The 13787-nt window shown below is 35.6% G+C and carries 11 protein-coding genes and 1 riboswitch; of the genes, 6 read left to right on the top strand and 5 right to left on the bottom strand.

The window, feature by feature from the left end; genetic code table 11:
• Positions 1-121 precede the first annotated feature (121 nt).
• The 3 genes from AB1280_RS10050 to AB1280_RS10040 all read left to right on the top strand — a co-directional run bounded on the left by AB1280_RS10050 (position 122) and on the right by AB1280_RS10040 (position 3188).
• Complete coding sequence (locus AB1280_RS10050; protein ID WP_429755744.1) at positions 122-1639, top strand: carboxypeptidase M32; 1518 nt, start codon at positions 122-124, stop codon at positions 1637-1639.
• An 83-nt stretch (positions 1640-1722) separates the two neighbouring features.
• A complete protein-coding gene (locus AB1280_RS10045) occupies positions 1723-2208 on the top strand; it encodes a GNAT family N-acetyltransferase (RefSeq protein ID WP_429755743.1) in 486 nt (161 codons plus the stop codon).
• Between the two features lie 146 nt (positions 2209-2354).
• Positions 2355-3188: a DUF2262 domain-containing protein gene (locus tag AB1280_RS10040; RefSeq protein ID WP_429755742.1), complete on the top strand. Its 834-nt coding sequence runs from the start codon at positions 2355-2357 to the stop codon at positions 3186-3188.
• 200 nt (positions 3189-3388) lie between these two features.
• Here the strand turns inward: AB1280_RS10040 and AB1280_RS10035 are convergent, their stop codons facing one another.
• From AB1280_RS10035 to AB1280_RS10025, 3 genes are read right to left on the bottom strand one after another with little or no spacing between them, the layout of a single operon-like run.
• Complete coding sequence (locus AB1280_RS10035; RefSeq protein WP_429755741.1) at positions 3389-5038, bottom strand: b(o/a)3-type cytochrome-c oxidase subunit 1; 1650 nt, start codon at positions 5036-5038, stop codon at positions 3389-3391.
• Entirely contained in the window at positions 5035-5508 is a 474-nt protein-coding gene (locus AB1280_RS10030) for a cytochrome c oxidase subunit II (RefSeq protein WP_429755740.1), read from the bottom strand. The genes AB1280_RS10035 and AB1280_RS10030 overlap by 4 nt, the downstream gene beginning before the upstream one ends.
• Positions 5509-5538: 30 nt before the next feature.
• Positions 5539-5685 (bottom strand): cytochrome c oxidase subunit 2A, encoded by a 147-nt coding sequence (locus tag AB1280_RS10025; protein WP_272189250.1) that lies wholly within the window; start codon positions 5683-5685, stop codon positions 5539-5541.
• A 367-nt stretch (positions 5686-6052) separates the two neighbouring features.
• Positions 6053-6154, top strand: a riboswitch (purine riboswitch).
• Positions 6155-6260: 106 nt separating this feature from the next.
• Between AB1280_RS10025 and AB1280_RS10020 the strand changes: the two genes are divergently transcribed.
• Both AB1280_RS10020 and pbuX read left to right on the top strand, forming a co-directional pair.
• A complete protein-coding gene (locus AB1280_RS10020; protein ID WP_429755739.1) occupies positions 6261-6854 on the top strand; it encodes a xanthine phosphoribosyltransferase in 594 nt (197 codons plus the stop codon).
• Entirely contained in the window at positions 6854-8176 is a 1323-nt protein-coding gene (gene pbuX / locus AB1280_RS10015) for a xanthine permease PbuX (protein WP_429755738.1), read from the top strand. The genes AB1280_RS10020 and pbuX overlap by 1 nt, the downstream gene beginning before the upstream one ends.
• A 14-nt stretch (positions 8177-8190) precedes the next feature.
• On the opposite strand, the gene AB1280_RS10010 is transcribed toward pbuX, so the two are convergent.
• On the bottom strand, positions 8191-9357 hold the full coding sequence (locus AB1280_RS10010) for a DUF418 domain-containing protein (protein WP_429755737.1): 1167 nt from the start codon (positions 9355-9357) through the stop codon (positions 8191-8193).
• Between the two features lie 488 nt (positions 9358-9845).
• On the opposite strand from AB1280_RS10010, the gene AB1280_RS10005 reads away from it, so the two are divergent.
• Positions 9846-13508: a dynamin family protein gene (locus AB1280_RS10005; protein WP_429755736.1), complete on the top strand. Its 3663-nt coding sequence runs from the start codon at positions 9846-9848 to the stop codon at positions 13506-13508.
• Here the strand turns inward: AB1280_RS10005 and AB1280_RS10000 are convergent.
• On the bottom strand, positions 13505-13759 hold the full coding sequence (locus tag AB1280_RS10000) for a DUF3931 domain-containing protein (protein ID WP_272189257.1): 255 nt from the start codon (positions 13757-13759) through the stop codon (positions 13505-13507). The genes AB1280_RS10005 and AB1280_RS10000 overlap by 4 nt on opposite strands.
• Between the last annotated feature and the right edge of the window lie 28 nt (positions 13760-13787).

Below are 13787 nucleotides of genomic sequence, written 5' to 3'. Positions count from 1 at the left end.
AAATCTTTCTCTTTTTAATCAGAAAAAGCTTGGCGGTTGCTAAGCTTTTTTTCTATTAGAAAAGGAATTTATTTGTTTATGTCGAAATAAGGGTGAGGTAGAAAAAGGAGGTTTTTATAGTATGACGATTGCTACATATGAAGTAGAGAAAGAATTTTTAGCATATGTGAAAAAGATAGAAAATTATGGGGAAGCATTAAGTCTAATATTTTGGGATTTACGAACGGGGGCACCAAAGAAAGGTGTCGATCAACGTTCGGAAGTAATAGGAATGCTTTCATCAGAGGTGTTTTCATTATCGACTTCTGATGAGATGGAAAGATATTTAAAAGAATTAGAACAGCTAATTGCAGATAATAAAATTTCTGAAACAACGAAGAAAATTGTAGAAGAGTGCCGTAAAGAGTATGATCGGAATAAAAAAATTCCACAGGCCGAGTATGAAGAGTTTGTCAAATTACAAGCAAAATCAGAAAGCATTTGGGTAGAAGCTCGTGAAAAATCTGATTTTGAAATGTTTCGACCATACTTAGAAAAAATTGTTGAATATAAGAAGAAATTTATTACATATTGGGGTTATGAAACTTATAAATATAATACGCTTTTAGATATGTATGAGCCAGGTATTACGGTAGAAGTGTTAGATCATGTATTTGGACAACTACGTGAGCGTATTGTTCCGCTTGTAAAAGAAATTTCCAAGTCCGATAAAGAATTAAAAACAAATGCTTTATTTGAATATTTTTCAAAAGAACAACAAAAGAATTTCACTTTAGGGTTACTAAAACAGTTAAATTATAATTTCGAGGCCGGTCGTCTAGATGAAACGATACATCCTTTTGAAATTACATTAAATAGAGGAGATGTTCGCATTACGACTCGTTATGATGAGAATGACTTCCGCATGGCAGTTTTCGGGACGATTCATGAATGTGGACATGCTGTATATGAACAAAATATTTCAGAAGAATTAGAAGGTACACCGCTTTGCAGTGGTACATCAATGGGAATTCACGAATCACAATCACTATTCTTTGAAAACTTTATTGGACGTAATAAATCATTTTGGAAGAAGAATTATGATGTATTGAAGCAATTTAGTGATGGACAATTTGAAAACGTATCTGTAAATGAATTCTATGATGCGATTAATGAATCAAAGCCTTCCTTTATACGTATTGAGGCAGATGAACTTACATATCCCCTTCATGTTATGGTTCGTTATGAATTGGAGAAAGAATTGTTTGATGGCACATTACAGGTGAAAGACTTACCAGCAGCATGGAATGATAAAATGGAAAGTTATTTAGGTATACGTCCAGAAACGGATGCACAGGGTGTACTGCAAGATGTGCATTGGTCAGATGGATCATTTGGTTACTTCCCATCTTATGCACTTGGCTATATGTATGCAGCGCAATTTAAACATAAGATGTTAGTAGAGATTCCGAACTTTGATGCATTACTAGAGGAAGGAAACGTGACGCCAATTCGTGAATGGTTAACTAAAAACATTCACCAATATGGAAAGATGAAGAAGCCTTTAGAAATTTTACAAGATGTAACGGGTGAAGGGTTGAATGCGAACTATTTAGCGGATTATTTAGAAGCGAAGTATAAAGAGATTTATGAATTATAAAAAGGAAAAGGAGCTACATATATGTGGCTCTTTTTTATGAATTAGTATTTTACTGTATGTGCGTTGCTTAAGGAGGTATAGAGGTGAATTATATTTTTGAAGTGATGACACAAGAGCAAGCAGAAGAAATTGCGTATACTTGGCACTATAGGGGCAAGTATTCTTTTTATGATATGGAAGCTGATCAAGAGGATTTGGCTGAGTTTTTAGATCCTAAAGAGCGTGGAGAAACCACATTTACTGTTTGTGAGAATAATGAAATAGTTGGATTTTTTAGTTTTAATAAAATAGATATACATACAGTGGATATTGGGCTGGGAATGGAACCAAACTTGACTGGAAAGGGCTTGGGTTTGGGTTTGGCATTTATAAAGGCAGGTCTAGAGTTTTGCGTAAAAAAATATCAACCTAAATATATAACGCTATCAGTTGCGACATTTAATGAAAGAGCGATTAAAGTATATAAAAAGGCGGGATTTGAAGCGGTTGGTACATTTGTTCAAGAGACAAATGGTAGTTGCTTTGAGTTTCTGAGAATGATTTATTCGACCTCATGTTCATCAAGTTAAAAAATAAAAAGATAGTAAAATAAATAACGGATCCTTTAACGTACAGGGAACCAGTTTACATATATCGAATATGCTTCAAAATGTACAATTAAAGTAAAACAGGAAAACTCGTAAAGTACTTTCAATACGATTTGTGCTTGAGTGTGATGAAGGGATTGTGTGATAAATTGAGTAAATCCAGTGAAAAAAGTAGATTTGAGAAAAAATTCACAGAAAATGTTATTGAGGTGGCAGCTGTCACAGGGGCATCGGGAATTGGTGCGGGAAAAGCAGGTAGCGACATTTTATGGACTGCGTCAATTAATTTGATCGCATGGAAAGATTTATATAACAATGAAACTGTTATAAAAGAAGGGCTACGACTTGAATGGTTAGTTGATGATGAAGAATTGAAACAATCAAGAGAAGTTTTAAAAGAGAATGCAGTTGTGAGATTACAGGTGCGTAGAGCAGAAAATTCGATGATGCTTGTCAAGGTTCTAGAAACATTATATAGAGATGATGAGTTGGAGATGATATTACAAGATTCGATGAAGCCGGTTTACTATAATGATGAGATGTTCGGCGGATTTTTACTAAATAAAAGAGTTAAAGTTTTTGAAAAGACAATTTCTTGGGTTGGTGAAGAGTGTAATTTGGGTTTTGATTGGAATGAAGACCAGAATAATATGAAGTCAGCGCTAGAAACAGCATATGTACTTTTTAAGGAGCAGGATGAATGGAACAAGAAAATTAAAATGTATGCTTCAGAAGAACTAGTGGAATTAGCAAATGATTGGCTACAGGATTATGATGAGGAAGAGATCAATGAGATTACAAAAGAAATGTTTATGGATTTAATGAAACTAGATAGCATAAGTGTTTATCCGGAAGGTGATTTTGAGATGTTCTTCTTTGATGGAGATATGTTTTTAGGGCATTGTATCATTGTAGATGGAAATATTAATGGGATTCTCAATTCGGCTGATATTGCAGGTTAAATGTGTGAAGTGAATGATTGGTGAGAAATAAAAAAACGAATGACTTATCATTTGTAGTGGAGTTAATTCATAATCAGGTACATTTTTTCTAGGTAGAAGCAAATTTTTTAACATAAGATGAATTCGATTTAAGTCTGCAGGTACATGGATGAAATTGTTACGCTTGAAATGAAGCAGAGGGGTACCCCTCTGCTTTTTACTTACCACAATTTAAACCCTTTCGAACCAGGCGGGGCATTTTGAATCATATCTATAAACGGAATTGTGTATGCGAATAAAATAAGCAGTGCTGTAATGCCGAGCCATAGTTTCCAATTCTCGAAGACAATTGGTGGTTGATCAGATGCATCAGATACTTCTGCAACCGGAAATTCAGTATGGCCTTTTGGAGCGAAGAAAGCAAGGTCTAAGAAAATAATGATAGCTAAAATAATACCGACAAATAAAATCGTGCCGCCAACTGCTTGGGCAATTTGATATGGTATCCATTCAACTGCTTGCGGTGCATTGCCGTATGTGGAAAAAGAAGAGCGACGCGGAGCTCCTAATAATCCAGCAAAGTGCATCCCAGCGGACATAAATAGCATTCCAAGTGTCCATACACAAGTTTGAATCATCGCAAGGCGATTCATTTCTTTTGTCATAACACGTCCTGTTAAATGGGGAATCAGCCAATAGCCAATACCGAAGAATGTTAGTACGACAGATGTAGCCAACGTTAAATGAAAATGTCCTGTTATCCAAATTGTATTGTGAACCACCTGGTTTAATTGATGACTTGCATTCACTAGCCCACCTGCTCCTGCTGGAATAAACATAAGCATTCCAACGAACGGTGCAAAAAATCTAGCGTCAGACCATGGAAGCATACGAAGCCAGCCGAATAGGCTAGTTGCTCCTCTTGAACGTCCATATTGTTCAAATGATGCAAATAGAGAGAATGCAGTCATTAATGAAGGGATAATAACCATAAATGTTAAAACAACTTGTAAGTATTTCCATCCTGGGTCAATTCCAGGTTCTGTTAACTGGTGATGAAATCCAACTGGAACGGAAAATAATAAGAATAAAATAAATGATAAACGAGCGAGAGAATCACTAAAGATTTTTCCACCAATAATTTTTGGGATAATGACATACCATGCCATGTAAGCAGGAAGAAGCCAAAAATAGACGAGTGGATGGCCGAAGTACCAAAATAATGTTCTACTAACAAGAACATCAATTGTATCAACAATGCCTAAGCTCCAAGGAATGAATTGTACGAGTGCTGTGGCAGCAACGCCAAGAGTTGCAACGAGCCAAAGTAGCATTGTAATAACAGCCATGAAGCTCAGTAAGGGACCAACTTTTCCTTTATTGTGTTTTTTCCATGTGTGATAGTGAGTAAACATTGCAAAACCGCTAAACCAACTGCCGACAATAACGAGGGTAAGACCGATGTAAAAAGCAGGATGAGCCTTTAACGGAGCATAAAATGTATAGAGCACGGTAGCCTTATTTAATAGTATGAAAATAGCAGTAATGGCGGTTCCAATTGTCATAAGCCAAAAACCAATCCAACCGGTCCTGCGCACTCCTTTTGAAAGAGTGCCTGTTGTTTTGCTCATACAAGCAAATAAAAAGCCGATAATAAAAAATGTTGTTAATACGAGTCCTAGTAATACGCCGTGTGTTGTTAACACTTGATAATAACCGATTCCAGCTGGAAGATTAAACTTTCCAGAACGGACAAGTACTTGTAATAGTCCGCATAATCCACCTAAAAATAGAGCGATAAATGCAACATGAATATGAGCCATTGCTAATTTTGCATCTCGTTTACTTATTTTATCTTGCAGTGCGATCATTTGTCAGTCACCTCTACTTTCGCGCTCATCATATGATGGCCTGTTCCGCAATATTCATTACACACAATTAAATACTCACCAGCTTTTTGAAACACTTGAGAAGCTGTGCTTACATAGCCAGGCTCAATCATCATATTCACATTTGTTCCTGCAATTTCAAAGCCGTGTACAACATCTTTCGTTGCGACAACAAAGTCAACTTTGGCGTCTTTTGGCACTTTAATGACATTCGGTGTAAAGGAAAAGGCTTGTGAAACAATTGTTACTTGATAATGATCTTTACCGACTTGCTTTACACCAGGATGATCAAAAGGAGCATTCGCATTTACTTTTTCTGGATCGATTGTCGTTAAGCAGCTAGGCGGCTGGTTTCCCATATAAAACGCACTGACTCCAATTACAGCTAAAAATACAAATAATGAACCGATACCGAAAATGAGCCAAATTTTTTCGTATTTATGCAAGTGCATATCGCATATCCCCCTTGTTTCTGAGTAACACTACAATCGATTTAAAAAAATTTGATATACACTAAACCATGTGAAGATTAAAAAGAAGCCGAGGAAAAAAACAAAAATCAATGTACCTTTGAGTGAGCTCTCTTTTTGTTTTCTCTTCATCAATTGTTGTAATTTACGTTCTCCCATATTTCTCCCTCCCTGAGAAAGTGAATCTTACATTTTTATGATACAAAAAATTCTGATAATTTCTACATTGTTAGCGCTGCTTTCAAAAAATGTTCATTGATATAATTAAAACTATGTTCATGATGAAAAGTTGATAAATCGTGATTTATTACTGATTTTGTAATGAAGAAATGTGAAAAAAATGTGAAGTTCATATTGAATTTGCGATATGACTAAGGACATTGATTTTGAAATTTGTGGATTATAATTATAGAATGAAAAAGACTATAAAAGTCGAACGAAATTGGTTGGAAAATGATTTTTTGTACGTGTTTTTTTAAGAGGATACTTTTCAAAGTGAAAAAAGTACGTTATAATCCTTCTATAAAATAAATAAGTTAGCAACACTCATATAATCGCAGGGATATGGCCTGCAAGTTTCTACCGAGGTACCGTAAATGCTTCGACTATGAGTGAGGACGAATATATTGCTATAGTTGCATTCTTTTTTTGCAAGCTCCAAAAGCACGTCCCTCACTTGTATTGGGTGAAGGCCGCTTTTGGAGTTTTTTATTGCATAAGAGGAGGAACAAACTATGAAATTATTACAAGAAAAAATTATGAGTGAAGGAAAAGTATTATCAGACGATGTGTTAAAAGTAGATGCATTTTTAAATCATCAAATCGATCCAGTGCTTATGCAAGAAATCGGAAAAGAGTTTGCAAAGCGTTTTAAAGACGATAAGATTACAAAAATAGTGACGATTGAGTCTTCAGGAATTGCTCCAGCTGTGATGGCTGCATTGCAATTTGGTGTAACAGTTGTTTTTGCAAGAAAGCGTAAATCGTTAACATTGCAAGATAATATGTATACTGCAAAAGTATATTCCTATACAAAGCAAGAAACGAACGAAATCTCTATATCGAAACAATATATACACGAAGACGATTGTGTTCTTATTATTGATGACTTTTTAGCCAATGGTCAGGCAGCACTTGGTTTAATGAATTTAGTAGAACAAGCTGGAGCAACAGTAGCAGGTATCGGAATTGTAATTGAAAAAGCATTTCAAGATGGAGGAAGTAAATTGCGTGAGAGCGGTGTTCGTGTAGAATCGCTTGCGGAAATCGCATCGCTTGATAACGGAACAGTTCGTTTTGTGGAGCGCGCAGTAGCGGAGGTAGAATGATGAAACAACATCCTTTTAAAATTGCGTCTCTTGGTATTCAACATATGCTGGCGATGTATGCCGGGGCAGTAATCGTTCCGCTTATTGTTGGCGGCGGACTTGGATTAAATCAGCGTGAGCTTACGTATTTAGTATCAATTGATTTATTAATGTGCGGCATTGCGACGATTTTACAAGCGTTAACGAATCGTTTCTTCGGCATTGGACTCCCAGTTGTGTTAGGCTGCACTTTCACGGCAGTTGGACCAATGATTGCAATTGGAAAGCAGTACGGGGTATCTGCAGTGTACGGCTCTATTATTGCAGCAGGACTTTTCGTTGTGATATTTGCTCGTGTGTTTGGAAAACTTGTCAAACTGTTTCCACCAGTTGTTACAGGTTCAGTTGTAACAGTTATTGGAGTTACATTAGTTCCAGTCGCGATTAACGATATGGCTGGCGGTGTAGGAAGTAAAGACTTCGGTAGTGTATCCAATTTAGCATTATCATTCGGAGTATTGTTATTTATTATCATCATGTACCGTTTTTTTGACGGTTTCATTCGTTCTATTTCGATCTTATTAGGATTATTATTTGGCACAGCAATTGCTGCGTTAATGGGAAAAGTAAGCTTACAGGCTGTAGCACAAGCAGATTGGTTTCATGGTGTGCAGCCATTTTACTTCGGTACACCGACATTCGAAGTAACGCCGGTCATTACAATGATTCTCGTTGCTTGCGTAGGAATTGTTGAAGCCACAGGTGTATATTTTGCCCTTTCTGATATTTGTAACAAAGAAATTGGTGAAAAAGAATTAGCAAAGGGATACCGCGCAGAAGGAATCGCAATGGTGTTAGGTGGTATTTTTAACGCTTTTCCGTATACGACATATTCACAAAATGTCGGCCTTGTCCAATTAACTGGTGTGCGCAATCGCGTTGTTATCTATACATGCGGTGGTATGCTAATTGTCCTTGGATTTATTCCGAAGATTGCAGCACTTACAACAATTATTCCAAAGCCAGTACTAGGCGGTGCGATGCTCGCTATGTTCGGAATGGTTATGGCATATGGGATTAAAATGTTAAGCAGCGTTAATTTTGCGAAGCAGGAAAATTTATTAATTGTAGCGTGTTCAGTTGGAATGGGACTTGGCGTAACTGTTGTGCCAACATTATTCTCACAGCTACCAGAGAGCGTTCGTATTTTAACAGATAACGGCATTGTATTAGGAAGTGCATCAGCAGTGCTTTTAAATATTGTGTTTCATATGATTCCGCAAAGGCAAACGAAAGTAAAAGAGGAGCAGAGTTCAATACAAATTAATGTTTCTGAAGCATAAGAGAAAGCAGTGTCTCAAGATGAGACACTGCTTTGTTTTTTTAGTGGCATGCTTTTTCCATATGTACCAAGACGCCAAATATATTCAAGCGGTCCATATTGATAACGAGAGAGCCACCAGCGGCTAATAAAGATTTGAATGATATAGAAGCTAATGCAAAAAAGTATACCGCCCCATAGTGGGAACGTGATATTCATTTTAAATAGTAATCCAAATACGAATAACGTGACAATCGTTTGCGAGATATAGTTCGTTAATGCCATGCGGCCAACATATTGAAAAGGACGGAATACCTTTTGCCATTTCGCATGCTGCAAGAGACGCATAAGTGTAAAAATATAAAAAATGAATAGTGTCTTTCCACTTAGTGTAATAAAGGAAATCATTGAAAACGGTACGTATAGTTCGTTCATAGTAAAGTAGGTAATAATAATCCCCCATGTTGGTAAAGTAGCAAGGAAGGTAATGATTTGCCATTTCTTAAGTTTTGTATCAATCTCGTTTACGCGGCGAAACATTTCTTTCTTTCCGGCGTATAGACCGAGTAAAAAGAGACCAACTGTTTCTGGTAGCATGATTAGAGAACCGCTAATTTCTTCTGAGTAAAAAGTAGTAAAGCGATCTTGAACTTGTAAGTTCCAGTCTAACAATGGAACGACAGGTGCAGATAAAGCGTCAAGTGCTCCAGGTGTCATATTTAGTGCTACTAAATTTAACATCAACACAAAAAGTTCCCAAATACTTAACAAAACAAGCGACCAAATTAATAAAGTTTTTGGCTGTCTTTTATAAAATAATAGCAGTACCAATCCACTTATTGCGTAATTATGTAATATGTCGCCGTCCCAAAGTAGTACATAATGTAAAAATCCGAATAAAAATAAAATAAGAAGTCTTCGTATAAATAATAATTTTGGATGATTTGTTTTTTCTTCTGCGCGCTTCATAAAAATATAAAAGCCAAGACCAAATAAAAAAGAAAAGATAGTGTAAAATTTTGTTTGGACAAATAGATCATAAAATAATCGGATGTAACGATCAAACCCTTCGTAAACAGTCGTTAAATCTCGAGACTCGATTCCAGCTAACGTAGGCCAATTTACAAGGAAAATACCCAAAATAGCAATCCCTCGTATCATATCAATAGAATGAATTCTTTCATTTTGTGAAATGCTGTTCATATTTCATCTCCTTACCGATATTTCTTTCAGTATAATACAGGATGAATTGTAAAGGATATATATTTCCAAAATTTTCAACTGTTAACAATTCACCTGTGAGTTATAATAAAAATGCACAACAATCTACAATTCCTTTAAAACAGGCAGTATGAAAGCTCTCTAAAAGGGAGCTTTTCTTTTTTAAATATATATTGATAATCATTCTCTTTAATGATACAATATCTTTAAAATTGATAATCATTATCAAAAAGTAAGGTGTGATAAATATGGTATATGCATTTTTAGGAGGAACAATTGTTTTATATGCAGTTGTCACAAAGCATGTGTTACATCGAGTAGGAGCAACTAAATAATGAACTATTCTACATAGAAATCCTTTTCGTTTCCACGGAGAATGAAAAGGATTTTTTTATTTTTTTACTGTGAAGATGCTGAAAATTTAGTAATATAAGAGATGGATACATCATGGAATAAAGGGGCACGAGGGGATGACAAAAACAATGCAAACAAACAGTTTAGAAAAACTCGTTTGTTTTTATGAAGAATGGCAGAAAAAAGGAGATATTGAACAGAGCGAAAAGTTGCTTGAAGTTGTACGAAAGTATAAAGAAGACCAACTGATGATTGCGTTTTGCGGGCATTTCTCCGCTGGAAAATCTACAATGATGAACTATTTATTTAAAAATCAATTGTTGCCAACTAGTCCGATTCCAACGAGCGCGAATGTTGTAAAGATAGAAAAAGGACAGAATCGCGTTGTCGTTATTTTAAAATCAGGACAGAAATACGAGTATGACGGTATGTATACAGCAGAAGAATTAAAAGAGCTTTGCAAAAATGGTGATGAAGTGATTGGTATTCATATTCATCGCGTTGATGCACCGCTTCCAGAAGACGTTGTTCTTGTTGACACGCCAGGTATTGATTCAACTGATGATGCCCATCAACTTGCAACTGAATCTACATTGCATCTTGCTGATGTAATTTTCTATATGATGGATTATAATCATGTGCAATCAGAAGTAAATTTACAGTTTGTTAAAGAGTTAAAACAGCGTAACAAAACCGTTTATCTTGTTGTGAATCAAATTGATAAACATAAAGAAAATGAGCTGCCTTTTGAGGTATATCAAAAAAGCGTAGTGCAATCATTTTTTAATTGGAATATAGAAGTTGATGGTATCTTTTATACATCCTTACGTATGCAGAATCATTCACATAACGAATTAGGGCAGCTAGAGGAACGTCTTTCTTCGATAATAAAGGAAAAAGACGTATATGTGAAAAGAGGAATGGAGAGAGAAGTATCTTATTTGTTACAAGAGCATTTTTCATTCTTACATTCACAATATGAAAAACAATTGGAGCCGTTTCAAAAAGAGTTAGCATCGATGTTATCGCTTCAAGATGTAACCGCGATTTTAGAACAGCTTGAGGAAAAAGAAAAACAGATTACAAATACAGTATCACAAGTGAAAGAACAGTTTTTTAACGGCTTGCAAAATATTTTAGACAATGCATATTTAATGCCGTTTGAGATGCGCGATTTAGCAAATCAATATTTGGAAACGAAGCTTACAAAGTTTAAAGTTGGTTTACTGTTTTCAAAAGGAAAAACAGAGCAAGAAAAGCAGCGTCGTTTAGAAGTGTTTTATGAGGCACTACAGAAAGCAGTAGAGACGCAACTTGACTTTCATTTGAAAGAGTACGTTGTCTCCTTTTTTAAGAAAAAAGAGCTATTCACAGAAGAATTTGGAAACGTAATACATGACTTAAATGCAGATTTTACTCCTGCATTACTGGAAGCGACTATTAAACAAGGAGCTGGATTTACTGGAGACTATTTGCTTCATTATACAGAAGATGTTGCAAATGAATTGAAGAAGCGTTATCGCCGCGAAGCACAAAATATATTTGAAAAAAGTTTGCCGCTCCTGCACAGCAAAGTACAAGCTGATAGTCAACATATGCAAGAAGAAATAGCGCAATATGAAGCGATAAAAAAGGCGAAGGAAATAAAATTACAGTGCATGCAAGAATATGATCAGTATGAAAACTATTTACAAGATATATGGCACAATCGTTTTTCTGTTCCACAAAGTATAGATATAGAAAAAGCTTTACAGCAAACAAAGAAAGTAACAAACGAAAAATTCCAGTTACAAACACAAGTTGAAGTAGAGGATGAACTTACTGTCAATGAGTCTAAACCAAACATGGAAACAAAGCTTAACATTGCTCGGATTATAGAACATGTTAAGGATGCAGAAGATGTTTTGCAGCAAATTCCAGCTCTTAAACATGTACAACAAGAAATTATAGAGAAAAGGAAACGTGTGGAAGCGAAAAAGTTTACAGTGGCGTTATTTGGAGCGTTTAGTGCTGGGAAATCTTCCTTTGCGAACGCATTATTAGGAGAAAAGGTATTACCAGTATCACCTAATCCTACAACAGCGACAATTAATCAAATTTTGCCAGTAACAGATGAGTTGCCACATGGCACGGTAATTGTACAGTTTAAATCAGAAAAGGCACTTTTTGAGGATTTAAAGGCTGTTTATAAATTATTTTATCGTGATATTACTTCCTTGGAAGAAGCGCTTCAGCAAATTGATGATATCTTGCAATATCCAGCACCAAGTGGTAGACAAAAAACAACGTTTAGTTTTTTACGTGCTGTGCAGCGTGGATATGATGATGTAAAGCATCGATTAGGAGAGCAATCTCATGTAACGTTAGCTGAATTTGCTAATTATGTAGCTAACGAAGAAAAATCATGTTTTGTAGAGTATATGGAGCTTTATTTCGATTGTGAGTTAACAAGGCAGGGCATTGCACTTGTAGATACGCCGGGGGCAGATTCTATTAACGCTCGCCATACAGACGTAGCATTCCAGTATATAAAGAATGCAGATGCAATTTTATTTGTAACATATTATAATCACGTGTTTTCACGAGCAGATCGAGAATTTTTAATTCAACTTGGTCGTGTGAAAGATACGTTTGCACTTGATAAAATGTTTTTCTTAATTAATGCGGCTGATTTAGCACAGTCCGAAGAGGAGCTACAAACAGTAAAAGGATATATTAGCGATCAATTATTACAGTATGGAATTCGTAATCCACGTTTATTCGCAATATCTAGCTTGTTTGCATTAGAAGAAAAACAAGGAAAAGATATTTCGAAAGAAGCGTATGGCATTTTACAACAATCTGGCCTTGTACAATTTGAACAAGCCTTCACTTCGTTTATTATGAGAGATTTAATGCTCGTGTCGGTTCATTCTTTATACGGCGCACTTCAAAATGGTTATAAGCTCCTTGAAAATATGATCGAAAGCGCAATGCAAGGCAATGAAGTGAAAGAACAACAACGAAAAAGATATGAAGCAGAACGCGAAGAACTGCTTCACATAATCTCTTCTCATAGCGTTATAACAGAGGAAAAGTCTTTGGAGAATGAAGTGAAAGAACTTCTGTATTATGTAAAGCAACGGTTATTTTTACGTTACAATGATGTGTTTACAGAATTTATTAATCCGGCTTCTTTACGAACGCAAGGGAATGTGAAAGATAAATTACAAGAGTGTATGATGGAATTAATTGCTTTCGTGCAACATGACTTATTACAAGAAATGCGTGCAACTTCACTGCGTCTTGAAAAATGGATAAATGAAACGATGAGACATGTACAAGAAGAAGTAAGAGAGCAATGTGTTACAAGAAATGAACAAATCGTAGTTCAGACAGATGTAACATATGACTATCGCGTTCTTACTCATGAAAACCCATTTCCAAATATAGAAGAAATGCAATTTAAAAGAGCGTTAGCTCATTTCAAAAGCGAGAAAAATTTCTTTGAGAAAAATGATAAAGCATTAATGCAAGAAGAAATGAAGCAAACGTTAGAACCGTTTGTAGCAGATTACGTTACAGAAGAACAACGCTTATTTATTAGTCATTATAAACAAGAATGGCTTCATAATTGGCAACTTGTGAAAACAGCTATGATGCAAGATATAACACAATACTATGAAAGTTTATTATTTGCGTTATTGGAAACAATTGATGTTTCTGCATACGAACAGCGAAAAGAAGAATTAGGAAAACAGTTAATAAAGCTAGAAGGTGAACTAGAAGATACGTATTAAGAGAAAAAAATACGTTCAATACGTTTTTGTAGAACGGTATCTAATGATTTTACAAATCCGGCAAATTCATCTGAGGAAACCATATGAGTTAGGACGAGACGCCTTCCATCTGGCGTTTCGCCGCATAAGACGAAGGAAGTGAATTCATATGGTTTTCCTTCTATCATTAATTTTGGATAGGAGTACGTACCGTTTTTCTTTTTCTTCTCATCAATGGAGATTATATTGCACTTCTTTTCATTGTTGTCCATAATGATGACCTCCTTTGTATTACTTATG

It is taken from the genome of Bacillus sp. S10(2024) (assembly GCF_050473865.1).
GTDB lineage: Bacteria > Bacillota > Bacilli > Bacillales > Bacillaceae_G > Bacillus_A.
This window is presented reverse-complemented; position numbering and strand designations above follow the sequence as displayed.